This window comes from Actinomadura sp. 7K507 (genome assembly GCF_004348425.1).
In the GTDB taxonomy this organism is placed as follows: Bacteria; Actinomycetota; Actinomycetes; order Streptosporangiales; family Streptosporangiaceae; genus Spirillospora.
In genome coordinates, this window is record NZ_SMKK01000154.1 from 1 (window position 1) to 23,373 (window position 23,373).

20 protein-coding genes are annotated in these 23,373 nt (G+C 71.8%); 4 read left to right on the top strand and 16 right to left on the bottom strand.

Annotated elements, in window-relative coordinates:
- The first annotated feature begins 246 nt into the window (after positions 1–246).
- Both E1285_RS29365 and E1285_RS29370 read left to right on the top strand, forming a co-directional pair.
- Entirely contained in the window at positions 247–1,134 is an 888-nt protein-coding gene (locus tag E1285_RS29365; RefSeq protein WP_132157773.1) for a VanW family protein, read from the top strand.
- A 57-nt stretch (positions 1,135–1,191) separates the two neighbouring features.
- Positions 1,192–1,725 (top strand): YceI family protein, encoded by a 534-nt coding sequence (locus E1285_RS29370; protein WP_132157775.1) that lies wholly within the window; start codon positions 1,192–1,194, stop codon positions 1,723–1,725.
- A gap of 41 nt (positions 1,726–1,766) precedes the next feature.
- Here the strand turns inward: E1285_RS29370 and E1285_RS29375 are convergent, their stop codons facing one another.
- The 9 genes from E1285_RS29375 to E1285_RS29415 all read right to left on the bottom strand — a co-directional run bounded on the left by E1285_RS29375 (position 1,767) and on the right by E1285_RS29415 (position 11,429).
- Positions 1,767–2,576: a hypothetical protein gene (locus tag E1285_RS29375; protein WP_243723121.1), complete on the bottom strand. Its 810-nt coding sequence runs from the start codon at positions 2,574–2,576 to the stop codon at positions 1,767–1,769.
- Positions 2,573–3,733: a glycosyltransferase family 4 protein gene (locus E1285_RS29380; RefSeq protein ID WP_132157777.1), complete on the bottom strand. Its 1,161-nt coding sequence runs from the start codon at positions 3,731–3,733 to the stop codon at positions 2,573–2,575. The genes E1285_RS29375 and E1285_RS29380 overlap by 4 nt, the downstream gene beginning before the upstream one ends.
- Positions 3,733–4,086 carry a hypothetical protein gene (locus E1285_RS29385; protein ID WP_132157779.1) on the bottom strand — a complete coding sequence of 118 codons (354 nt, stop codon included), beginning with the start codon at positions 4,084–4,086 and terminating at the stop codon, positions 3,733–3,735. Before E1285_RS29385 ends, E1285_RS29380 begins: the two co-directional genes overlap by 1 nt.
- Positions 4,083–4,811, bottom strand: coding sequence for a hypothetical protein (locus E1285_RS29390; RefSeq protein ID WP_132157781.1), 729 nt, complete (start codon positions 4,809–4,811; stop codon positions 4,083–4,085). Before E1285_RS29390 ends, E1285_RS29385 begins: the two co-directional genes overlap by 4 nt.
- Before the next feature lie 10 nt (positions 4,812–4,821).
- Positions 4,822–6,033, bottom strand: a complete 1,212-nt coding sequence (locus E1285_RS29395) for a glycosyltransferase family 4 protein (protein ID WP_243723122.1) — start codon at positions 6,031–6,033, stop codon at positions 4,822–4,824.
- Complete coding sequence (locus tag E1285_RS29400) at positions 6,030–6,989, bottom strand: NAD-dependent epimerase/dehydratase family protein (protein WP_243723123.1); 960 nt, start codon at positions 6,987–6,989, stop codon at positions 6,030–6,032. Before E1285_RS29400 ends, E1285_RS29395 begins: the two co-directional genes overlap by 4 nt.
- A 52-nt stretch (positions 6,990–7,041) precedes the next feature.
- The gene (locus E1285_RS29405; protein WP_132157783.1) at positions 7,042–8,685 is read right to left on the bottom strand and encodes an ATP-binding cassette domain-containing protein; all 1,644 of its coding nucleotides are present in this window, start codon (positions 8,683–8,685) and stop codon (positions 7,042–7,044) included.
- An 83-nt stretch (positions 8,686–8,768) separates the two neighbouring features.
- Complete coding sequence (locus tag E1285_RS29410) at positions 8,769–9,662, bottom strand: DUF4429 domain-containing protein (RefSeq protein ID WP_132157785.1); 894 nt, start codon at positions 9,660–9,662, stop codon at positions 8,769–8,771.
- 60 nt (positions 9,663–9,722) lie between these two features.
- Positions 9,723–11,429 carry a proline--tRNA ligase gene (locus tag E1285_RS29415; RefSeq protein ID WP_132157787.1) on the bottom strand — a complete coding sequence of 569 codons (1,707 nt, stop codon included), beginning with the start codon at positions 11,427–11,429 and terminating at the stop codon, positions 9,723–9,725.
- A 77-nt stretch (positions 11,430–11,506) separates the two neighbouring features.
- Between E1285_RS29415 and proS the strand changes: the two genes are divergently transcribed.
- Complete coding sequence (proS, locus tag E1285_RS29420) at positions 11,507–12,955, top strand: proline--tRNA ligase (RefSeq protein ID WP_243723124.1); 1,449 nt, start codon at positions 11,507–11,509, stop codon at positions 12,953–12,955.
- A gap of 63 nt (positions 12,956–13,018) precedes the next feature.
- Here the strand turns inward: proS and E1285_RS29425 are convergent, their stop codons facing one another.
- From E1285_RS29425 to E1285_RS29460, 7 genes are all read right to left on the bottom strand, one after another.
- Complete coding sequence (locus E1285_RS29425; protein WP_132157789.1) at positions 13,019–13,537, bottom strand: DUF6328 family protein; 519 nt, start codon at positions 13,535–13,537, stop codon at positions 13,019–13,021.
- A gap of 56 nt (positions 13,538–13,593) precedes the next feature.
- Positions 13,594–15,747: a SpoIIE family protein phosphatase gene (locus E1285_RS47665; protein WP_243723125.1), complete on the bottom strand. Its 2,154-nt coding sequence runs from the start codon at positions 15,745–15,747 to the stop codon at positions 13,594–13,596.
- Between the two features lie 154 nt (positions 15,748–15,901).
- Complete coding sequence (locus E1285_RS29440) at positions 15,902–16,750, bottom strand: ANTAR domain-containing protein (RefSeq protein WP_243723126.1); 849 nt, start codon at positions 16,748–16,750, stop codon at positions 15,902–15,904.
- Between the two features lie 79 nt (positions 16,751–16,829).
- Complete coding sequence (locus E1285_RS29445; RefSeq protein ID WP_132157791.1) at positions 16,830–17,252, bottom strand: CBS domain-containing protein; 423 nt, start codon at positions 17,250–17,252, stop codon at positions 16,830–16,832.
- Positions 17,253–17,364: 112 nt separating this feature from the next.
- A complete protein-coding gene (locus E1285_RS29450) occupies positions 17,365–17,733 on the bottom strand; it encodes an SSI family serine proteinase inhibitor (protein WP_132157793.1) in 369 nt (122 codons plus the stop codon).
- A 210-nt stretch (positions 17,734–17,943) separates the two neighbouring features.
- Complete coding sequence (locus E1285_RS29455) at positions 17,944–18,585, bottom strand: sigma-70 family RNA polymerase sigma factor (protein WP_132157795.1); 642 nt, start codon at positions 18,583–18,585, stop codon at positions 17,944–17,946.
- 511 nt (positions 18,586–19,096) lie between these two features.
- Positions 19,097–22,246: a M14 family metallopeptidase gene (locus E1285_RS29460; RefSeq protein ID WP_132157797.1), complete on the bottom strand. Its 3,150-nt coding sequence runs from the start codon at positions 22,244–22,246 to the stop codon at positions 19,097–19,099.
- A 314-nt stretch (positions 22,247–22,560) separates the two neighbouring features.
- On the opposite strand from E1285_RS29460, the gene E1285_RS29465 reads away from it, so the two are divergent.
- Positions 22,561–23,373 (top strand): PAS domain-containing protein (locus tag E1285_RS29465; RefSeq protein WP_207946912.1); only part of this gene is annotated, 813 nt, incomplete at its 3' end.

A 23,373-nucleotide genomic window follows, 5' to 3' on the forward strand; every position in this document is an offset into this window, starting at 1 on the left:
GGCTGGGGTTGTTCGGGAGTTCGTCTTCTTCGGGTAAAAGGCCGGGCGTTGGCCGCGGGGGAGCGGCAAGGTCCGTTGCAGGATCCGTTGGGGGATCCTCGGGGGGTGTGATCTGTGAGCCGGACCCGGCCTGGCCGGAATCGACGACGTCATAGGCACAATACGGAGCGTCACGAATCGGAGGCGGAGTGTGACGCCCGCCGGTCGAAGCGCCATGGGCGCCGGCCGAGGCTGCGCCAGCCGAGGATGGGTGAGTGCGTCCGGCAGTGGTGGCCGCTCGTGGCGGGGGCGCTGGCGACGACCGGGCTCCTGCTCGGCGCCTACCTGGGGGCGGCCCGGGAGCCGGGCGCGGCCACGCTGGCCGTCCGCGGCAAGGCCCCGCCGGACGGGTCGTTACAGAACAAGGCCGCCGACGCGGCGGACGCGGGCACGGCGGGCACCGGGGCGGCGGGCGCGGGCAGGACGGGCGCCGTCGCGCGGGAGCGGCCGATGAGCAGCTACACCACGCGTTTCACGCCGGGGGAGCCCCGCGTCCGCAACATCGAGCTGGCCGCCGAGATGCTGGACGGCCACATCGTCGCCCCCGACCGGACGTTCTCGTTCAACGGCGTGGTCGGGCCGCGGACCAAGAGCCGCGGCTACGTGCCGGCCCCGGCCATCATGGGCTCGCGGATGGTGAACGACGTGGGCGGCGGCATCTGCCAGGTGTCCTCGACGCTGTTCAACGCGGTGTTCCGGGCCGGCCTGGACATCCGGAAGTCGCGGGCCCACACCCTGTACATGCCGGAGTACCCGGAAGGGCGGGAGGCCGCCGTCTCCTATCCGGAGCTCGACTTCACGTGGCGGAACGACACCGGGCGGCCCGTGCGGATCCAGGTCGACTACACGGCCTCGTCGCTGACCGTCGGCCTGTACGGCGAACGCAGGTACCAGGTGCGGTCGAAGACGTCCGGACGGTACGCGGTGGAGCCGCACGGGACGGGTGTGGGGCGGGGGCGCAAGTGCGTTCCCATGGCCGGCCGCAAAGGCTTCAAGATCGACGTCTGGCGGACGCTGCTCGACGACGGGCGGAAGGTCCGCCGTGAGAAGTTCCACACCGAGTACCTCCCCCAGGCCAAGGTGAAGTGCGTGTGAGGGTCATGCCCGGGGCCCGCCGGGGTGCGCGGCGGTGCCCGTGACAGTGTGAAGGGCATGGCGGTACGAGAAGGAACGTACGAGCTGGGCCCGGACGATGGGCGGCTGCTGGTCAGGACGGGCAGGAGCGGACTCGGACGGCGGGCCGGGCACGACCTCACCATCGAGGCCACCCGGTGGACCGCCGTGGTCGAGGCCCGCGAGCCGCTGGACGGCTCGTCCGTCGAGGTGACCGTCGACGTGGACGCGCTGGAGGTGCGGGAGGGCACCGGGGGCGTGAAGCCCCTGACCGACGAGGACCGCGCGGAGATCGGGAAGAACCTGCGCAAGGTGCTGGACGTGCGGCGCTATCCGCAGATCACGTTCGTCTCCACCGGGATCGCCGGGGACGAGCTGATCGAGGGCGACCTCACGATCATGGGCCGGGTGAAGCCCGTGCGGATCCGGGTGGGCCTGAGCGGCGATCGGGTGCAGGGCGGCGTCACCGTGACGCAGAGCCGCTGGGGCATCAAGCCGTACTCCGCGTTCTTCGGCGCCCTCCGGCTCGCCGACGACGTGGAGATCGAGTTCGATCTCCGGCTTCCCGGCTAGCGCTTCCCGCGCGAAGGCCTGAAGATCAACGGGCGGGTAACTCAGCGCGGGGTTCTGGCGCGGGCGGCTCGGGTGAACTGGTCGTCCAGGCTGCGGGGGAACGGCAGCATCCGGTGTATGCCGCGCCAGGGGGCGAACTGCCGGACGGCGTTGAAACCGGCCGCGGTCACGATCCGTTCGACGTTCGGGCCCGGCAGGCAGGCGGGATAGACGTCCAGGTGCATGACCTCCGGGGCCAGACCGTCCGGCCTCTGGGGCGACACCAGCGTCATCGGTGGACGGACGCCCTCAACGGACGCCAGGTCATGTGCGTAGGCGACGAGTTCGAGCGTCTCGTGGTCCGGCCCACTGTGGACGATGAGCCAGCCGTCCACGTCGACCGGCTCCGACGGAGGATCGGTCAGCACCAGCGGCACGACCTCGTCCGAGACGCCGCGCAGGTACGCCTCGTGCGCGCCTTCCAGTGGTTCGAGGACGAACGTGCGGTCGAAGTGCGGAGGATCGGCGGGCAGCCTCGGCGCGTAAGCGTCCCAGCGCAGGAGCCGCGCCAGGTGCGTGACCCGGGCGGCGGACGGGATGCGGCCCCGGGCGAGGTCGCCCTTGAGGCCGGCCGGGAACGCGTCCACGATCACTTCGTCCGGCGCGAGTTCCGCGATGTCGGCGGTGCCTCGCGCGACCTGCCAGCCGCCCGTGACACGCGCGTCACCCGCGAACGGCGACCCGGTCACCACGGTGACGGGCCCGTCCAGCCGCAGCGTGTGCAGCACGGACCGCAGCCGGGTCAAATGCCCCAGCCCGTCACCGGAGGCGTAGCAGAGGATCAGCGGACCGGGCCCGGCACGCGCGTTCAAGGCACCGTGTTCACAGACACCGTGTTCACAGACACCGCGTCGAGGACGGCCAGGTAGCCGGCGGTCTCGGCGGCCGGGGTGAAATCGCGGCGGACGCGTTCCGCGCCCGCCGCGCCGAGCTTCGCCAGCTCCCCGTCGCCCGCCCGCACGGCGCGGTCGATCGCCGAGCGGCAGGCGTGCGCGTCGCCGGCGGGGAACACGAACCCGATCTCGTCGTCGGCGACGTCCGCGAGCCCTCCCGCGTCCGAGGCGATCAGCGGGACGCCGAGCGCCGCCGCCTCCAGCGCGACGTTCGGCATCCCGTCGTAGAAGGAGGGCAGCGCGACCAGATCGCAGCCCGCGTAGACGGCCGGGAGGTCGTAGCGCTCAAGGAACGGCATGGACGAGTGCGGTACCTCGTGTCCGGCCAGCCACTCCGTCACGGACTCCTCCACCTCGCCGACCAGCAGCAGGTGGAACGCCTCGGCGTGCCCGGACGCGGCCAGGGCGTCCAGGAAGAAGCCGACGCCCTTCTTGACCTTGAGCTGCCCGATGAGCCCGATCGTCCGGCGGCCCGGCCGGACGTTCCCCTCCCGCCAGGCGCGGCCCCGCTCCCGCTCGGACGGCAGGATCCGCCACTGCGCGGCGTCGACGCTGTTGGCGACGTACGTGACCGCGGCGTCGGGGGCCAGCGCGGACACCAGCGGCGCATGCGAGCGGGCGACGACGCACACCCGGGACGAGGCGCGCAACGCGTCCGCCAGCACGCCCCGCCGCCGCATCGAGAACACCCCGACGTCGATGTCGTTGCCGCGCAGCAGCGTGATCAGCGGCGCCCCCAGCAGCGCGGACAGGACGGGCGCGGCGAGCATCGCGTAGGTGCCGCCGAACGCGACCACGTGGCTGTAGCCGGTGAGGTTCTCGGCGGTGACGGCCGTCCACAGCCGGCGGAGCGCGTGCTCGTGGTCGTCGCCGAGCGGCGCGGACAGCAGCCGTCCGCCGTGCTCGCGCGTGACACCCCAGGGGCGGGCCCGGCGGGTCAGGTGCGCGACGTCGACCTCGACCCCGGACGCGCGCAGCCCCCGGACGATGCGGTCGCACGACTGGGACATCCCGCCGCGGCTCGGCGGGTAGTGCTCGGTCAGCCACAGGACGCGGTGCGGTGAGCGTTCCGGCATCAGCTGTCCACGAAGCCCATGTCCTCGTCGGCACCCCAGTCGCCGCCGTGGGAGTACTGGTCCCCGGGGTTGAAGGCCCCGCGGTCGTATTCGTCGAACGACGAGTACCAGGCGGCGTCGTTGTATTCGCGGGAGCTGCTCCGGTAGTACCGCCGCCGGTAGCCGGCCGTCCAGGCGGGGTCGTGCGGATCCTGGGTCTCGTATCCCCGGGCCGTCCTGCATCCGGGGCAGAGGCCGTCCGGCCCGGCGTGCTCGGCGCACACGGCCTGCCCGCACTGCGGGCACGCCGCCACCGCCGCCTGCCCGCAGCGGCCCAGGACGAAGAACCCGGTGGTCACGGAACAGCGGTTCACTCGGCACTCCTCGGGGGCGGGCCGGGCGGCGTCCACCGGAACGGCTCGGTCGACACGTTCAGGATCCGGCGGACCGCCGACCCCTTCTCCTCGGGCCCGTTCCACTTCCCGGACGCCCGGATCACCAGCCGCTTGCCCTGCTTGGACTGGACCTTGATCCGCGGCGGTGGCGGCGTCTCGGGCCGCTGGACGACCGCGCCCTTCGCCAGGCGCCGCGTCACCCTCAGCAACTGCACCGTCTTGGACTTGTACTTGAGCTTGTTCTTGCCCCGCAGGGTGCGCTTGCGGTACTTGCGGTGCCGGATCCGGTCGGTCACCGACAGCTCCAGGACGCTGCCGTCCCGCAGCTCCGCCCGCATCCGCAGCCACGGGTCGACCTCGTACCACTGCTTCATCGACGAGATCGGCGGCTGCGTCGGGACGAAGTGCTGGTCGCCCTTCTTCTCGGGCACCTTGGGGCCGCGCATGTCCGCGTTCACCGAGAGCGTCCCGTCCGCCGGCATGTCGGCCGCCAGCACCCGCAGCATCGGGACCAGGGTGCCCGGGACCCGCTCGTGCAGCCTCCATTTGCGCCGCTGGACCCCGGTCTCGTGCTGCGCGAGACTCTGGATCACCGGCTCCCAGTCGTCCCGCCGCAGCGAGGCCGAGAAGGCCTTCTCCAGCGTCAGCGCCTTGTGGAGCGGATGGAACCGCTCGATGGCGGCCTTCTGCTTACGCCAGAACATGACGAACCACCTACCGCATCCGTTCTTCGGCGGCCGGTCGCGTGACCGTCCGGTAGACCTCGGCGAGCCGGGCGCGGGAACGCGCCCACGTCAGGGTCTGCTCGACCTTCCGCCTGCCCCGGCGGCCCATGGCGGCGGCCTCCTCCGGGTACTCCAGCAGGATCCGGACGGCCCTGGCCAGCTCGGCGGGACGGTCCGCCGGGACGAGCCGCCCCTGCTCCCCGTCCGCCATCAGCTCCCGCACCGCGGGCAGATCCGAGGCCACCACCGGCACACCGGCCGCCATGGACTCGATCACCTTCAGCGGCGCGCAGCCCTGGTCGACATTGCGGGCGCAGCCCGTCAGCGGGGCCACCGAGACCTCCGCGTGGGCCAGCCACGCCGCCACCTCGCGGTGCGGCAGCTCGAACCGCCAGTCGATCCGCCCGTCCACCCCGAGCCGCTCGGCCAGGCTCCGCACCGGCTTGGCCCGGCGTTCCGGGACGGACGCGCAGACCACGAGCCGCAGGTCGTCCAGATCGGCGAGCCTGGCGAACGCGCGCATCAGCACGTCGAGGCCCTGCCAGGGCTGGAGCGCGCCGACGTAGACGATGTAACGGGGCGGAGCGCCGTCCGGCCGCTCGGTCTCGCCGGGCACCTCCGCCCCGTTAGGGACCAGATGGAGCTTGCTCTCCGGCACGCCCAGCCCCTGCACGGCGTCCCCGATGACCCGGGACGGCACCACGACCGCATCACTGCGCTCCAGGCAGAACCGCTCCAGTTCACGGATCTTGCCGAGCGTCGTGGGCGCGGCCCAAGGCCAGGTGTGGCTCATCTCGATGGACGGCAACCCGTTGACCTCGTAGACGACCTTGTGGCGCCGTCCGTCCGGCACCGCCGGCAGCGCGCTCCACGGATCCCGGACGTGGCAGACCTCCAGCGACCCGAGATGCGGCTCCAGGTGGTCGGCGACCCACCCGGAGAACGCCTCCGCCCGGTCGATCAGGTTCGGGATCCGCGCGTCGAACCGCGCGATCTCCCGCGTTCCCTCCCGCTGGTACCGGGGGAGGTCGTCACCGCCGATGGCGCCGAGCAGCCCGCCGCCGAACCGGGTGAACAGCTCGTCGGCCATCTGCGCGATGTGCACCGCCGACCCTTTGCTGGACGGGAACCGGTCGAACGCGAAGTACGCCGCCCTGTGCTCCAGCCGATCCGGGTGCTTCAGCCGATCCGGGTGCCTCACCCGACCCGCACCTCCTCGCGGACCGCGCGATGCCAGGCGATCTGGTCGGCCAGGCCTTCCGCCAGCCCGGTCGTCGCCGTCCAGCCGAGCAGTTCCCTGGCGCGCCCGGTGTCGGCCCACGTCCGCGCCGCGTCCCCGGCCACCGGCGCCTCTCGCCGGATCTGCGCCCGGACGCCCAGGATCCCGGTCAGCATCGCGATCGCGTCCCGGACCGCCACGGGCTCATGATGACCGACGTTGACGGCGATGCCCGGCGGCAGATCCTCGGCCGCCGCCACCAGCGTCGCCGCCACCACGTCCCGGACGTGCGTGAAACTCCGCGAGCTGCGCCCGTCCCCGAACACCGGCAGCGGACGTCCGTCCAGCGCCGTCTCCACGAACCGGTGGAACGCCATGTCGGGCCGCTGCCGGGGCCCGTAGACCGAGAAGTACCGGAGCAGCACGGTCCGCAGCCCGTCGCCCGCGGCCGTCTCCGCGAGCCGCTCCACCTCCGCCTTGCTGGCCGCGTACGGGCTCGCCGGGTTCAGCGGGTCGCCCTCCCGGTTCGGCCGCCGTCCCGCGGACCCGTACACCGACGAGCTCGACGCGACGACGACCTTCGGCCGCAGCGTCGCGGGCCGCCGCATGCAGGCCGCGAGCAGCCGTTCCGTGGCCCGGACGTTGTCCCGCCTGATGGCGCGCTCGGCGCCCCACGAGTCACGCACCCCGGGACGTCCCGCCAGATGGACGACGACGTCCGCGGCGGCGACGGCATCGAGGTCGTCCACCGCCAGATCGACCTCGGCGGCGGCGACACCGGCCCTGGCCGCGAGGTCCGCCCACCTGCGCCGCGCGACCTCGGGGGCGAGGGAACGCTCGGGCGCGTCGACGGCGAGCACCTCATGCCCGGCGGCCGAGAGCGCGTCGACCACATGCCCCCCGACGAACCCCGCCGCCCCAGTCACGACCACCCGCACCCGGGCACTTTAGCCGTCCCATCACAACTTGGACAGCTCAGCGCTGGACAGGTCAGCGGGGGCGGGCCACCCGGGCCTCGTCCCAGACGGGATCCGGGGACTCGTAGACGGAGCCGTCGGCGCCGAAGACGAGGTGGCGGTCGAAGGCGCGGGCGAACCAGCGGTCGTGGGTCACCGACAGGACGGTTCCCTCGTAGGACTCCAGGCCCTCCTGGAGGGCTTCGGCGCTGGCCAGGTCGAGGTTGTCGGTGGGCTCGTCCAGCAGCAGGAGGGTGGCGCCGCCCAGTTCCAGGAGGAGGATCTGGAGGCGTGCCTGCTGGCCGCCGGAAAGCGTTTCGAAGGGCTGCTCGGCGCAGTACTGCAGTTCGTACCGGGCCAGGGCGCTCATCGCGTCGTTGCGGAGGCGGGCGTGCTCGGTCATGACGATCTCGCACGGGGTGCGCCCGGCCAGGTCGGGACGGGCGTGGGTCTGCGCGAAAAGGCCGGGGACGACCCGCGCGCCGAGGCGGGCCGTGCCGGTATGGGCGACCGACGCGGCCGGGGCGGCTCCCCGCGGATGGTTCTCGGCGATGGTCGTGAGCAGGCGCAGGAAATGCGATTTCCCGGAGCCGTTCGAGCCGAGGACGGCGACGCGTTCGCCGTACCAGACCTCGGTGTCGAACGGCTTCATCAGGCCGGTGAGCTCCAGGTTCTGGCAGATCACCGCGCGCTTTCCGGTGCGGCCGCCGCGCAGCCGCATCGCGAGGCTCTGGTCGCGCGGCGGGACCTCGGGCGGGCCGGCCTCCTCGAATTTGCGGAGGCGCGTCTGCGCCGCGCGGTAGCGGGAGGCGAAACCGTCGTTGACCGTGGCCTTGTTCTTGAGGGTGTTGACCAGTTCCTTGATCTTCGCGTGCTCCTCGTCCCAGCGGCGGCGCAGCTCCTCAAGGCGCTCGTTGCGCTCGCGGCGGGCCGCGGCGTAGGTGGAGAAACGGCCGCCGTGGATCCAGACGCGGCCCGCCTCGACGGTGACGATGCGTCCGGCGGACCGGTCGAGGAGCTCGCGGTCGTGGGAGACCAGCAGGACGGTCTTGGACGTTTCCCGCAGTCTCTCTTCGAGCCATCGCTTTCCGGGGACGTCCAGATAGTTGTCGGGCTCGTCCAGGAGGAGGACTTCGTCGGGACCGCGGAGGAGCGCTTCCAGGGCCAGGCGTTTCTGCTCGCCGCCGGAGAGGGTGCGCACCTCGCGCCAGCGGCACGAGTCGTAGGGGACGCCGAGGGCGGCGACGCAGCAGGCGTCCCAGAGGACCTCGATCTCGTAGCCGCCCGCGTCGCCCCAGCCCGCGAGGGCGGTCGCGTACCTGAGCTGGGTCGGCTCGTCGTCGCGTTCCATCATGGCGAGTTCGGCGGCCTCGACGGCCGCCGCGGCCTCGCGTATGCGGGGCGGTGCGACCGAGAGCAGGAGGTCGTGGACGGACGAGTCGTCCCGCATCCCACCGATGAACTGCCGCATCACGCCGAGGCCGCCGCTGTGCGCGACGGTGCCCTGCTGGGGCACGATGTCCCCGGCGATCAAGCGGAGCAGTGTCGTCTTCCCGGCGCCGTTCGGGCCGACCAGGGCGGCCGTGACGCCTTCACCGACCCGGAACGACACGTCGTCGAGCAGCACGCGGCCGTCCGGCAGCGTGTGCTGGACATGACCGACCTCGACGTGACCCACGATGATCCCCTCCGTGCCGAGTCTCGGGAACGCGCGGTGGGCCCGTCAAACGGATTATCGGCCCAGGAGCCGCCTGGCGGCGCCTAGAAGCGGCGCAGAAGGGCCTGCTTGGCGGTGGTGAACTCCTCTTCGGTGAGGATTCCTTCCTTGTGCAGGTCGCCCAGTTCGCGCAGGCGGCGCAGCAGGACCTCGTGGTCGTCCCCGGCTGGGGGCGGCTCGGACGGTGCGGGGGCCGCCTCGGGCAGGGCCGGGACGTCCGCGGCGGCCGGGGGCGCGCCCGGGTGCGGGAGCCGGGCCACGACGGAGGCGGCCACGGCGATCGCGGAGGCGCTCTCCTTCTTGGTGCCCCACAGCGACAGGCAGTACGGGTCGTGTTTCGGCTTCGGCGGGGCGGGCTGACCCTTGATATGGAACCGCAGGTGGCCCCCGTCGAGGCCGACCGCCGGATGCAGTTCGACCTTCACGATGTCCGCCAGCGTGAACTGCTTGGCACCCGCGTCATGTTTGGCCTGCTCGGCCATCCAGCTCCAGTCGAGCCGGACGGTCTCCCCGTCGAAGGTGACCGACCCCTCGCCGCCGGACGCCCGGAGCGGCACGCCGGGGCCGACGAGCAGGTAGCGGTCCACGGGGCCGGTGCCGACCTGCTCGATCTGGAGGGCGTTGCGCACCTCGTCGACGAAGTACTCGGCCAGCGCCGAGGCGTCCCTGTCCAGGTTGAGGCGGTACGGAGAGGACGAGTCGTCGAGCGCGTTCCCCGCGGCCTGCAGGAGGGGATCGGCGCCCTGCCGCAGCCGCACCCCCAGGACGCCGCCCTTCTTGCCCGGCTCGTAGGCGATCCCCGCGACGGCCTCCAGCGGCACTTCGAGCTCGCCGAGGACGCGCCGCAGGCGGCGCACACCGCGTCCGTTGCCGGGGACGATCCGCAGGAGATCGCCGTCGAACGTCCAGCGGCCTTCAGTTGCGGTGACTTCTGCCATGACCCGATTCCCGAAATCGCCCGACCCTGGTGGACAGACCCGGTGAAAAGGATAGGACGCTCAGGCGTTCACCAGGGAGCGGACACGGGCCACGACCTCGTCCAGCGGGACCTTCTCGGTGTCGCCGGTGGCCCGCGCCGTCACCTCGGCCATGCCCTCGGCGAGGCCGCGGCGCCCGACCGTGACCCGGTACGGGATGCCGGTCAGCTCCGCGTCGCGGAACTTCACCCCGGCGCGCTCGGAACGGTCGTCGATCACCACATCCACGCCGGTGCCGCGCAGGGAGGTGTAGATGTCCTCGGCGGCCTTGGCGACGTCGCCGTCGTCGGACTGGGCGGCCACGACGCAGACCTGGAACGGGGCCACCGACAGCGGCCACACGATGCCGCGGTCGTCGTTGTGGGTCTCGATGATCGCGGCCATCGCCCGCTCGACGCCGATGCCGTAACTGCCCATGATCAGCGGGATGCGCTTGCCGTCCGGGTCCAGCACCTCGGCGCCGAGCGCGCGGGCGTAGCGGTCGCCGAGCTTGAAGATGTGGCCGATCTCGATCGCCCGCTGGATCTCCAGTGCCTCGCCGCAGCGGACGCAGCTCTGCCCCGCCCCGACCTCCCGCAGGTCGGCCCACTTGCCGACGCCGATGTCGCGTTCGACGTCGACGCCGCGCAGGTGGACGTCGTCGGTGTTGGCGCCGGTGAACATGTCGCGGCGGCCCCGCAGCGCCTCGTCCGCGATCACGGGGAGGGGAGCGGGCAGGAACGCGTCGACCGCGCCGAGGCTGCCCGGCAGCGCGCCCATGGCCTCCTGGATCTCGGCCGGGCCCGCGGCGCGGATCTCCGTGGCGCCCGTCGCGTCCACGAGCTTCTGCTCGTTGAGCGGGTGGTCGCCGCGCAGCAGGACGAGCGTCAGCGTGCCGTCCATGATGTAGACGAGCGTCTTGATCTGCCGGTCGTCGGGCGCGTCATAGGCGCGCAGGTCCTCGATGGTGCGGACGCCGGGCGTGTCGAAGCGTTCCGGCGAGCCGGGGCCGGGGGCGTCGGACACGGCGGGCAGCGCGGACGTCGCCCGCTCGATGTTGGCCGCGTAGCCGCACGCCGGGCAGTGGACGACGAGGTCCTCGCCGACGTCGGCGGGGCACATGAACTCCGTCGAGCCGGAGCCGCCCATGGTGCCGCTGGACGCCTCGCAGGCCAGCGCGGGCAGGCCGAGCCGGGCGAAGATCCGCGTGTACGCGCCGTGGTAGGCCTCGAACGAGGCGTCCAGGCCGGGACGGTCCACGTCGAAGCTGTAGGCGTCCTTCATCGTGAACTCGCGGGTCCGCATGAGGCCGCCCTTGGGGCGCGGCTCGTCCCGGAACTTGGTCTGGAACTGGTACCACTGCTGCGGAAGCTGCTTGTAGGAGTTCAGCTCGCGGGCGACGGTCGCGAAGATCTCCTCATGCGTCATGCCGAGGGCGTGGTCGGCGCCGCGGCGGTCGCGGAGGCGGAACATCTCCTGGCCCATCAGCTCCCAGCGCCCCGAGCGCCGCCACGGCTCGGCGGGATGGAGGGCGGGCAGCAGCATCTCCTGCGCGCCGATCGCGTTCATCTCGTCCCGGACGATCTCGATGATCTTGGCTCGGACGCGGACGGCCAGCGGCAGCAGCGAGTAGTGACCCGCGGTGAGCTGCCGGACGTAGCCCGCGCGGAGCAGCAGCCGGTGGCTCGGCGCGTCCGCCTCGGCGGGGTCGTCGCGGAGAGTGGGAACGAACATCTGGGACCAGCGCATCCCGCGAGCGTAGCGAAGGGACGGCGCGGCCGACGAAGCGTCCTCGGGGCAGGCCGCGAGTCAGTACCCTGATTGCCGTGAGCCGAGAAGGTGTGACGCCGCAGAGTGAGGATTTCTCCGCCTGGTTCAACGAGCTGGTCGTGCAGGCGCAGCTCGTCGACCGCGGCCCGGTGCGCGGCACGATGGTCATCCGACCGTACGGCTACCGGATGTGGGAGCTGCTCCAGGCCGACCTGGACCGGCGGATCAAGGACGCGGGGCACGACAACGCGTCCTTCCCGATGCTGATCCCGGAGTCCTACCTGCGGCGCGAGGCCGAGCACGTCGAGGGCTTCTCCCCGGAACTCGCCGTCGTGACGCACGCGGGCGGCAAGGACCTGGAGGAGCCGCTGATCGTGCGGCCGACGTCCGAGACGGTCATCGGCGAGTACATGGCCAAGTGGATCGACTCGCACCGCGACCTGCCGCTGCTGCTGAACCAGTGGGCGAACGTCGTCCGCTGGGAGATGCGGCCCCGGATGTTCCTGCGGACGACCGAGTTCCTCTGGCAGGAGGGCCACACCGCGCACGCCGGCGAGGACGACGCGATGCGCGAGACGATGTGGGCGCTGGACGCCTACGCGAGCCTCGCCCGCGACCTGGCGGCCATGCCGGTCGTCGCGGGGGAGAAGACGCCCGGTGAACGGTTCGCCGGCGCCGTCCGCACGTACACGATCGAGTGCATGATGCGGGACGGCCGGGCGCTGCAGTCCGGGACGTCGCACTACCTCGGCACCAACTTCGCCAAGGCGTTCGAGATCCAGTACCAGGACGAGGCGGGCGGGCTGACGCTCGCGCACACCACGTCCTGGGGCATGAGCACCCGCATGATCGGTGGCGTGATCATGGCGCACGGGGACGACAAGGGCCTGGTCCTGCCGCCGCGGCTCGCGCCGTACCAGGTGGTGATCGTCCCGATCGGGCGCAAGGAGCAGGGCGAGCAGGCCGCCGCGGAGGCCCGCAGGCTGGGCGCGGCGATCAAGGCGGCGGGCGTCCGCGTGCACGTGGACGACAACCGCCCGCAGCTGTCGCCGGGCTTCAAGTTCAACGAGTGGGAGATGCGGGGCGTCCCGATCCGCGTCGAGCTGGGCAAGCGCGACATCGAGGGCGGGGTCGCGACCGTCGTCCGGCGGCTGGAGACGGTTCCGGGGCAGGGGAAGGAGCAGATTCCCCTGGAGAAGCTGGCGGAACTGCTCCCCGGGATGCTCGACGACTTCCACGCCTTCCTGCTGGACCGGGCCGAGACGTTCCGCGAGGACGGCACCGCCGTGGTGGACGGCTGGGACGCGTTCGCCGCGCAGGTCGCGTCCGGGTGGGCCCGCGCGTTCCACTGCGGGGACACCGCCTGCGAGGACGACATCAAGGCCGAGACCGCCGCGACACCCCGGGTCATCGCGTCCGGCGCGCCCGAGGAGACCGGCGAGTGCGTGAGGTGCGGCCGCCCGTCCGCCTACGGCAAGCGCGTCATCTTCGGCCGCGCGTACTGAACCGCCGGGGTACCGGGGCGCTCGGGGTGCCGGGGCCGCTTGGGGCGCCGGGTCGGCCGTCCGTCAGGTGCGTCGGGGGGTTTTCGGGCCTCGGTTCGCCTTCACGCGTGACAGGTACGGCTGGATGAACCACATCCAGACGCACAGTGACACCAGGACCACCGCGGTGACGACCGTCCAGGCCGGAGCCTCCGAGACCGACTCGACGATCAGGGTGGTCGCCGCGGTCATCGAGGCCATCAGGGCGAAGGCGCCGATGATCCCGAACATGTTGGCGCGGCGGATCAGCAGCGGTTTCTGCCCCAGCCGGAACAGGATCCGGTGGTGGAACACCGGCGCGATGAAGCAGATCGAAGCCAGCGCCGCCCCGAACAGGGCGACGTAGAACAGGGGCAGTCCTACACCGTCGACCTTGTCGAAATGGGTGGAGAACGGCACGGTGAGCAGGAACGCGAACAGCACCTGCACGCCGGTGACAGCGACACGGAAACCCTGGAGCAACTCCACCAGTTGCCGGTCGAGACGTTCATGCTCGGTCTCGTTGCGGGGTTTGTCCGCCGGGTCGACTGTCATGAAAGCCATCTACCCCCATAAAACGACCATCAGTCCACCAATGAGCCGGTCGAGGGCGGGCCGGGTCAGGCGAGGGACGGGGCTTCCACGCGGAGCGCGAGCATCGACACGTCGTCGCGCAGGTCGCTGTCGCAGAAGTCCAGCAGCGCCGCCTCCACCGCGGCGAGCATGCCCGCCGGCGTCTCGCCCGCGTGACCGGCGAGGGCCTCCAGCAGGCGCTCCTGCCCGAACTCCTGCCGCGTCATGTTGCACGCCTCCAGGACCCCGTCGGAGTGCAGGATGAGGGTGTCGCCGACGGCGAGCTCGATCGTGTCCAGCCCCGGCTCGAAGTCCTCGAACAAGCCGAGCGGGACGCCGCCGCGCGACGCCGTCCTGATCACCCCGTCGGCGCGGACCACGACCGCCGGCGGGTGGCCCGCGGTGCCCAGCGAGACGACGACCCGCTCGGTCTCGACGGTCAGCCCGGCCATCACGGCGGTGACGAACCGGTCCTCGTCCAGCAGTGCCTCGTTGACGATGCCGAGGACGTCGCCCGGATGCGCCTTCCACCGCGCCGCCAGCCGGGCGCAGTGCCGGGCCGTCGCGGTCACGGCCGCCGCGTCCTCGCCCTTGCCGCACACGTCGCCGAGGATCATCCCCCAGCCGTTCTCGGTGCGGAACACGTCGTAGAAGTCGCCGCCCACCTCCGAGCCGTTCGTCGCCGTCAGGTACTTCGCGGCCACGGTCACACCGGGGATGGCCGGCAGCGTCTTCGGCAGCAGCCCGGCCTGCAGCGTCGCGGCGACCTCGGCGCGGCGCCGGTAGAGCCGCGCCGCCCGGATCACCAGGGCCAGGTAGCGTCCGAGCCGCTGGACGACCCCGAGGTCCATGAGGTCGAAGGGGCCGTACTCGCCGCTGGCCGCCAGCGTGATCGTTCCAATGGCGTGGTCGCCGTCCTCGATCGGCACGCTCAGGACCGAGGTCGCGCCGATCTTGCCGCAGACGGGCTGGCCGTCCGGGCAATTGCCGAGCACGTCGATGTCCTCCACGTGCGGCCGCAGCGCGCTCTGCCTGGTGACGTACACGGTGTGGGAAAGGGTGCCCTGCGCGGGATCGACCTCTTCCAGCATCCGCGCCGCCTCGACGGCATGCTCGTCCTCCGGCCCCATCACGACCTGGCGGCGCAGCGGGGGCGCGGTGCCCGCCGCGTGCGCGCCGGCCTGCGCGGACGCCCCGGGCCCGCCGTGCCCGCCGGTCAGGTCGATGAACGCCCAGTCGGCCAGCTCGGCGGCCAGCAGCCGGGCACAGCGCCGGACGGCCACGGTCTCGTTGAAGACCGGCTCGTCGAGCAGGAGCTCGCTGGCGGTGGCGAGGACGTCCATCCGGTGGACGATCGTGGCGACGGCCTCGTCGTCCGGCGGGGCGGCGTGGGTCGCCCTCGTCAAAGGAGGCCCCTCGCGGGCGGGCGCGTACTCGGCGGACGCGGCCTGGCCGAGCGTGGTCCGTTCCGACGCGGACCGGTCGGCGGCGGCCTGCTCGGAGGAGGCCTGCTCGGAAGAGGCCCGGCCGGACGCGTTCCGGGTGGACACGTTCCGGACGGACGCCGCCCGCCCGTCCTTCCGCTGCCCGTCCTTCCCCAGCTCGGCGGACGGTTCCTGGTCGTTCAGCGGCGTGTTCGTCGGCCCGGCGGCCACCATGACCATCGGGTCGGGGTCGCCGCGGATCCACACGCGGGCCAGCGTCACCACGGCGTCGACGGGATGGTCGCGTCCGAGGAAGCGGACCTGGACGCGGCGGCGCCGTCCCGTCCGGACGACCGCCGCGAGCTGCGACCGCACGGCCGCGCGGGTCGCCATGTCGCAGAACGCCGTGAACTGCTTGCCCGACACGTATCCGGCGGGCGTGCCGAGCAGCGTCGCCGCCTGCCGGTTGACGCGCCGGACGTTCGAGCCGCGGTCCAGCAGGAACAGCGGCACGGGGGCGTCCTGGAAGACGGTGCGCAGCACCCGCCGCTCGTTCTCGGCCGCGGCCGATCCGCCCTGCTCGCCGGTGTGCTCGGTCCCCATGGTCCGGAGCACGGTCAGCGCCAGCTCGAGCTCGACCAGGGCCGCGTCCAGCGTGGCCCGCAGGTCGGGTTCGGGCACACCGGCGGCCTGGCGCAGTTCGCCGATGCGACCTTCGAGATCCGAGATCTCCCGCAGCAGGGTCTCGGGTTCGAGCTGGTCGAACTGATCGTGCATCCGGTCTCCCTCTCGTCCGCGTCGCACGACGGAACCAGGTCGGGCCGCACTTCGGGCCGGTCGGACCACTATCTCCGGCCCGCGCGACCGGATCTCCGTGGACCCCGCAGTGCGCAGCTTATGCGTCCCACCCCCATGCGCCTAGATCCATGACCTAGGGAAGCCCCTGTTGACCGACGATACGCTGGGCGAGTGCGGTGAGCTTCACATGACGTGTCTGCGAGATGCGGCGCATCTCGGCGAACGCCTTGTCGGCGTCGCAGCCCAGCGCGTGCATGAGGATCCCCTTCGCCTGGTCGACGATGGCACGCGCCTCGACGGCCTCCTGCAACTGCACCGCGGTGCGGTGGACGTCGTCGTACTGCCGGACGTTGGTGACCGCGGCGCTGCCCTGGGCCATGAGCAGCGAAGCGAGCCCGTGCCGGGCGGAGCCGAGCGCCTTGGGCGCCACCCCGTACAGGGTGAGCGTGACCAGGACCGGCTGGTTCAGATGCGGGGTCGTGGTGAAGCAGCGCACCCCGCGGCGCAGCATGTCGGCCACGGCCTCCGGCCAGCGGGTCTCGGCGAGGATGTCGTCGCACGTCTGCGTCCGGCGGTCCATCACCGCGTCGAAGACGGGCCCGCGGCCGCGGGACAGCTGCCGCTCGACGACCTCGGCGAGATCGGGATGGCTGGCCGCGGCGGCCAGCGGCTCCGGCCGGGACTCCTCGGGCGCCGGCGGGACGCCGGACGGCGCGCTCTCCGGCCCCGCGTCCTGCCTGGGGACGCGGGTCAGGCCACGCTCGGCGTCCGGCGGGACGCCGGCCCCGCCACCCGGCTCGTTCACGAGATGCCGGGGCAGTGCCCAGCGCACGCTCGACGCGCCGGCGCATCCCGGGACGGCCCGCGAGGCCAGGTCCGTGACCCGGTGCAGCGTGCCGATGTCCGAGGACTCCCCGACCATGCCCAGCCGCGCGATCTCCAGCGCGAGCTGATCCGTCAGGACCGATTCGGTGGGCGTCACTTCTCCGACATTAGCCTGCGCAACGCCGTGCGACGTCATGCTCCGGGGTGGGTTTGGTGTTGGTGGGGCGAATCGGAGGTCAGTTGTTCGGTGGGGCCTTGCTGATCTCGGGGAGGGGGCCGGTGTCGCCGTTGGCCAGGGCCAGGTCGCCGATGGAGATGATGCCGACCGGGCGGTGCTCGGCGTCCACGACGGGGAGGCGCCGGATGGCCTGCTCGCACATCAGCTGCACGGCCGTCCCGGCGTCGTCTTCGGGGTGGAGGGTGGTCAGTTCGGCCGTGCAGACGTCGCCGAGGGGGGTGAGCGACGTGTCCCGGCTTTCGGCGACCGCCCGGACGACGATGTCGCGGTCGGTGACGACACCGCACAGGCGGCCCGCGTAGGTGACCAGGACGTCCCCGATCCCTCGATCCCGCATGATACGGGCGGCTTCGTACAGCGTCGCGTCCAACGGCAGCGTCTGTGGAGCCGCCGTCATCACGTCGCTGACCCTTGGTGGCATCGCGCGCACATCCTTCCGAATTGCCGGCGGCTCGCGTAAACCCGTGTGCGCGCCCTACCCACGGTCGGCGCGCCTACTCGGACGGTTCCGGCATCGGCCATCCGACCTGACGTCAGAAGGCGAAAACCGTTCCGGTTCGCGACCGCATGGCGCAATCGTTTCCGTACTCGGCCTGGAAATGTACAGGTTTTCCGCGCCACCGTCCCTTCGCCCGGGCGGTGACCGGGGAGTGGACCGCCGTGCACATCCGCCCGTCCGGCGCGTGCGCGATCTTCCCGCCGGATCCGCTCAGCTCCGAGCAGGCCCGCGCCGCCTCCGGATGACCGCCTCCCGTTGGCTCGCAACGCAGGGTGACGCTCCTGGACGTGCCGCGGTCCGGATGGGCGAGGGTGAGCCGGAGCGAGGACGCCGGCTCCGGCGGGGCGGCCGGTATGAGGGCGACCACCGCACCCGCCATGACGGCGGCGACGACGTTCGGCATCGACACTCCCGAGGGGTCGAGGGCGGGAAGGGCACCGACGATCGCTCAGAGTATCCGCTACATAACTGATCGTGCAGGAAAACAGGCGATCCCGCAGTCACGGGGCAACTGCGGGATCGGGTCGTCGGCGCAGGGCCCTCAAGGCCGGGAGCCGACTGCTACGCGATAAGCGCGTGGTCTATGGCCAAGCGGTCTATGCAGCCAAGCGGTCTATGCAGCCAGCACGTGGTCGGACCGCGGGTGGCCGGACAGGGCTTCGCGGAGCTGCTTGCGCCCGCGGTGGAGCCGCGACATCACCGTGCCGATGGGCGTGCCCATCATCTCGGCGATCTCCTTGTAGGGGTAGCCCTCGACGTCGGCGAGGTAGACGGCGTCCCGGAAGTCCTTCGGCAGGGCGCGCAGGGCGGTGACGACCTCGGAGTCGGGGATGCGGTCGAGCGCCTCGGACTCGGCGGACCGGAAGCCGGACGCGTGCGCCTCGGCCTGCGCGATCTGCCACTCCTCCAGCTCCTCGGAGCCGGCGCGCTGGGGCTCGCGCTGCTTCTTGCGGTAGGTGTTGATGAAGTTGTTGGTGAGGATGCGGTGCAGCCACGCCTTCAGGTTCGTGCCTTCCTGGAACTGGTGGAAGTTCACGTACGCCTTGGTCAGGGTCTCCTGGACGAGGTCCTCGGCGTCGGCGGAGTTGCGGGTCATGCGGACGGCGCTGGCGTACAGCGGATCGGCGAGCGGCAGGACGTCGCGCTCGTAGCGTCGCGTGTTCTCGGCTGTCGCGGCGGCCTTGTCGTCGTGGCCGGTGGTGGGGCCCGTGGCGGGACCCGTGTTGCGGCGGACAGGCGTGGTGACAGCGGTCATCGTCGCTCCCCGTAGGTAGTGGCCCGGATCGAGAAAGGCCGTTTGCTGGCGCGTGTTCGGGGGCACGCGCGGACCGGGCGGATGAACCGCCCCCCGTTCAAGTGGTACGTGCCACCGTTCCCGACGGGTTCGGGGTCTCGGCCACGCATGGAGGGTGGGCCGAGGGGTCGTGCGCGAGTCGGCTATGCCAGGGCGACCCCGTCCTCCGGGACGTCGCGGGCCGTGCTCGATCAGGCGCTTCCCACCCATCGGTGGTCGTTCTGCTATGTAAGACGCCTGGAAGGGGCCGAATGGTTGCCCGTCGCCGGGTGTCGTCCGTCACACTCCGCGACGAGCCGCCGGACCGGTGATGACCAAGAGTCGATGACCAGGAGTTTGCCGCGTCCCGCCACGCCCCCGGCATGGCGGCGTGCCGTGCCCATGGGGCGACCCATGGGCACGGCACGCGGCGGATCGAAGGAAGGTGGGCCCCGGGAGCCCGGCGCGACGGGGGCTCCCGGGGTCCGGGCGGTCAGCGGAGCAGGTGCCTCAGCGCCCTCGCGACCAGGGTCCGCTGGTCGGAGGGTTCGGCCTGCTCCAGTCCGAAGCCGAACAGGATGGTGTCCCTGGTCGCGACCGACGAGACGGAGTCGATCAGGGCTTCGGAGCGGACGAACTCTTCGGCGTTGCCTGGGCTTCCCTCGGGGGCGCCCTGGATGGACCAGGGGCCGAGGCCGGTTTCGAAGCCTTCGGCGTCGAGTTCGCCGTCGGACGTGGTGAGCTTGGTGTCGTCGATGAACAGGCCGGTACCGCCGGTGAAGGGGTCGCTCACGTAGGCGAAGGACACCTCCACCTGCTTGCCCGCGTAGGCGGACAGGTCGAACGCGACGGGCACCCAGCCGTTGGAGTTACCCGTGAGGGCGTTCCACGCACCGGACGTTCCGGTGTTGCCGCAGGGGTTGCCTCCCGTGAGGTAGTGGCCGAGGAACGGGTGCATGTCGAGGTAGTAGCCCTGCTCGCACTGTTGCGGGACGGTCGTGCTCGTGTGCCCGTTCTTGTCGGGCAGCGTGGTCCAGTCGCCGGCGCCGGCGGTGTGCGCTTCGACGATGACGTTGTCGAAGCCCGTTTCGGTGCTGTAGGCGACCTGGGCCTGGAGCGTCGGGGCCTGCGCGGCGGTGACGTCGGTCAGGTCGATCGTCCTGGTCAGCCGCCGGTACGCGCTGTCCTGGTGGGGTCCGGCGACGTACCATTCGCCCTCGACGGGTTCGGTGGGCGCGGCGGCGCCCGTGTAGTCGCCGATCTTCCAGCTGTCGAACTGCGGGAAGTCCTCCTTGGGCAGGGCGGTCGAGGTGACCTGGAAGCCGCCCGCCTCGTTCAGCGGGTTGGTCGACGTCCCGGGGAGTCCGGCGTCGACGCCGTCGAACGGCGACTTCGTCCCGGTGAACCCGGTCGGGGCCCCGACGTGCTGCCTGGCGTACGCGCCCAGGTAGTACTGGAAGAAGTCGTCCGACAGCAGTTCGCAGTCGTCCCGGAAGCTCGTGGTGATCACGCACGGTCGCTCGGGATGGCCCTTCAGGCCGTAGTAGATGCCGCCGCCGTTCGCCTGGCCGAGCGGGCCGGTGTATCCGGTCGTCTCACCTGCGTGGAGGAGCTTCCCGCCCTCGTTGAGGTACGACCTGACGTTCAGGACCAGGTCCTTCGCCCGGTCGGCGACCTGCGAGTCGGGGAAGTCTCCGATGACCGATCGCACCGGTTCGTCGGCCTCGTCCTGGGTGAGGCGGTTGTCGCCCAGGTACCAGACGACGGCCTTGAAGTGCTTCAGGACGCCGAGGTCGTGCGGGACGCCGTCCTTGTCGATGTCCCAGACGAGCGGCTTGTGCCGGGCGGCCTTGACGAGATCGGCGTACTGCTGGGCGTACCGGGGCTGGTCCGTCCCGGGTGGGTAGGTCGGGTTGACGCCGGTGTAGTCCTCGTCCGCGATGACCAGGACGTCCGCCCTCTTCTGGTCGCGCACGCCGTAGGTGAAGTGTTTGCTCTCGACCCGTTCCCGTCCCTTCCAGCCGGTGAACCAAGCCTCGACCTTGTCGCCGGGCCGCTGCGATCTGACCTTGCCGCGGAACTCGCCGTAGTAGGTGTCGTTCTCGTCGCCGTACCGCTCGCCGCCGCGCCACTCGCGCACCGGGGCGCTGTGCACGCGGCCGCCGTTGATCCGGTAGTTCAGCCGCTTGTGGCGCAGCGACCGGCGGATCACCGAGGCGACCTCCTGCGAGCGGCCGTAGGACGTGCCGAACCCGTCGGTCTCGAAGTCGGGCGCCGTGCGTCCGACGGAGGACACGGGCTCGTCCGGGTTGTGCGCGGACTTCCCGACCGACAGCGCGAACGGCAGGTTCTTTTCGAACTCCTTCTGGATGAGCGTCTCGTCGTCGGGGAACTCGAAGCCGCTGCCGCAGTCGCCGGGCTCCCACTGGTCGTCGGGGTCGGACTCCGCGGCCGCCTGGCAGGTCGCCATCTCCGGGGTGATCGACAGGGCGCCGTGGACGTTGTCGGCCTGGCCGTCGGTGTCGCCGTTGGTGGTGTAGAGCTGGGCGCCCAGCTGGGGCACGTAGCCGGGGACGGCGGGGTTGTCGATGTCGCCGAGCAGCGCGTCGTGGATCACGTCGTCCGGGCTGCGGGTCAGGGCCTGCCAGCCCACGCCGTGCAGCAGCAGCTCCGCCGCCGAGTGGTAGTTGATCAGATACTTGGGGCGGACCTTCTTGTAGAGGTCCGTCTGGGCCTTGGTCTCGGGCTCGGAGCCGGGGGACGGGCCGCGGTAGGTCTCGTTCGCGGGCTGGGGTGAGGAGCCCTCGTTGTCGTAGCCCCACTTGTAGGGGAAGTTGCGGTTGAGGTCGACGCCGTCCCCGCCGGTGATCTGGCCGTCGCCGTTGTTGTCGCGGGTGTTCTTGCGCCAGAGGCGGAACCCGTCCTCGAACGTCAGGTCGTAGCCGTCGGGGTTGATGACGGGGACGAACCACAGCTCCGTCGTGTCGACGATCTTGGTGATCTCGGCGTCCGTGCCGTACCCGCCGACGTAGTGGTGCAGCAGCCGGCGGACCATCTCCGGGGTGATCCACTCGCGGGCGTGCTGGGCCGCCTGGTAGACGACGACCGGCTTCTTGTGCCGTCCCCGGTCCCGCTCGCCGCCCTTGGTGACCTTGACGGCGGTGATCGGCTTGCCCTCGCCGCTCTCGCCGATGTCCACGGCGGTAGCGATGGAGGGATGGTCGGCGGCGACCTTGAGGAGTTCCTCGTGGATGTTCCCGGGGCCGCTGTAGGGGCGGAAGACGCCGGTGGTGGCGGCCTTCGCGCGCTGGCGGGCGTCCTTGCCGTCGACCTTCTTCACCGTGAGCCCGAGGCCCTGCCCGTTGAGCGCGGCGGCCTGCGCGGTGCTCATCACGGCCTCGACGCGGACGCTGCCCTCCTTCGAGCCCTTGGCGATCCGGACGTTCTCGCGGTCGAGGCCGGAGCCGTTCAGCACCTTGACCTGGGCGGGGGTCAGCTCGGCGGTGTAGACGTCCACGGCGGCCCCGGTGGACGAGGGGCGTGGGCCGGCGTGGGCCGGAGTCGCCACCAGCGTTCCGATCAGGAGCGCGGCGGCAGCGAGGGTGGGGGTGAGTCTTCGATGCCGGAACAGTGTGCGCGACATTGCGCCTCCCTGGCAGGGATCACAAATGGGGGGTCGCGTGATCGTCTGCCGGGGGATGGTGGGTGTCAATGGTGCATTAGTGCCTTCTGCCGCATTCGGTCACTTTGCGGTCAGATGGCTTGGTGGGGTGGCCCGGAACGCCATCAGTTGATAAGGGGCTTCAGCCGGGAAGGGGCGGCTCGCACTCCGCCCGCGCGCTCACCCCGGGCGACTTGCGCATACCGCTGAAGTGATCTTCTAACAGCAGGTAACCTCCCCTTTACCAGGAGTGGCCGGGAGCGGCGGGCGTCCTTCGCTCCGGGGAGGGGGACCGAATGGTCATCGACGAGCTGCTGGGTGTGGCGCGGATGACCGCCATCACCCTGAACGGGCGCGGTCGCGTCAGTCACTGGGACGACACGGCGGAGCACCTGTTCGGCGCCGGACGGCTCCAGGCCCTCGGCCGCCCGCTCTCCTCGCTGCTGCGCCTCCCGCCGGAACACCGCGGCGCCTTCGAGCCGGGCATCTTCGGGCACGTCTGGTGCGGCGCCTGCATCCTGCCGCGCGCCGACACCGGCGAGCTCACCGAGGTCGGCTGGTGGGTCTACCCGATCGAGGCCGATCCGGACGGTACCGCCCCGGCCGATACCGATCCGGGCGAGACCGGTCCGGGCGAGACCGCCCCAGGCGGAGCCAGTCCGGGTGAAGCCGGTCCGGGTGAAGCCGCCCCGGGCGGGGCCGGTCCGGGCGGGGCCGGTCCGGGCGGGCACGACGTCCGGGTGCTGGCGCTGGCCGCCGACCTTCGCCGGCTCCGCGACGATGGCCCCGGCGTCACCGTGGGCGACCTGCTCATCGTGCCGCCCGAAGTCGGCGCCCGGCGGCCCTCCGGGGCACGGCTGCTGCGGGTCGAGCCGGCGCTGACGACGCCCGCCGCGCCCGGCTCCACCTGGTTCGCCGACCGGTTCACCGCCCGGCTGGCGAGCCTGCTGCCCGCGCTGGAACCGGCCGCGGCCGAATGGATCGCCTCCCGGGTGCTCGGCCTCGGCTGCCCGGCGGTCTCACTCGGGCTGACCGTCCGGATCCCGATCGTCCCCCACAGCGGCGCCCCGGCCGTCCCGGCGCCCAGGTCCGCACCTGTCTCTTATACA

Excerpts from the sequence above, each read along its gene's own strand:
- E1285_RS29365 (WP_132157773.1), top strand. The coding sequence starts at position 247 with ATGGGTGAGTGCGTCCGGCAGTGGTGGCCGCTCGTGGCGGGGGCGCTG.
- E1285_RS29370 (WP_132157775.1), top strand. The coding sequence starts at position 1,192 with ATGGCGGTACGAGAAGGAACGTACGAGCTGGGCCCGGACGATGGGCGG.
- E1285_RS29380 (WP_132157777.1), bottom strand. The coding sequence starts at position 3,733 with ATGCCGGAACGCTCACCGCACCGCGTCCTGTGGCTGACCGAGCACTAC.
- E1285_RS29390 (WP_132157781.1), bottom strand. The coding sequence starts at position 4,811 with ATGTTCTGGCGTAAGCAGAAGGCCGCCATCGAGCGGTTCCATCCGCTC.
- E1285_RS29410 (WP_132157785.1), bottom strand. The coding sequence starts at position 9,662 with ATGGCAGAAGTCACCGCAACTGAAGGCCGCTGGACGTTCGACGGCGAT.
- E1285_RS29415 (WP_132157787.1), bottom strand. The coding sequence starts at position 11,429 with ATGCGCTGGTCCCAGATGTTCGTTCCCACTCTCCGCGACGACCCCGCC.
- E1285_RS29425 (WP_132157789.1), bottom strand. The coding sequence starts at position 13,537 with ATGGCTTTCATGACAGTCGACCCGGCGGACAAACCCCGCAACGAGACC.
- E1285_RS47665 (WP_243723125.1), bottom strand. The coding sequence starts at position 15,747 with ATGCACGATCAGTTCGACCAGCTCGAACCCGAGACCCTGCTGCGGGAG.
- E1285_RS29445 (WP_132157791.1), bottom strand. The coding sequence starts at position 17,252 with ATGCCACCAAGGGTCAGCGACGTGATGACGGCGGCTCCACAGACGCTG.
- E1285_RS29450 (WP_132157793.1), bottom strand. The coding sequence starts at position 17,733 with ATGCCGAACGTCGTCGCCGCCGTCATGGCGGGTGCGGTGGTCGCCCTC.
- E1285_RS29455 (WP_132157795.1), bottom strand. The coding sequence starts at position 18,585 with ATGACCGCTGTCACCACGCCTGTCCGCCGCAACACGGGTCCCGCCACG.
- E1285_RS29460 (WP_132157797.1), bottom strand. The coding sequence starts at position 22,246 with ATGTCGCGCACACTGTTCCGGCATCGAAGACTCACCCCCACCCTCGCT.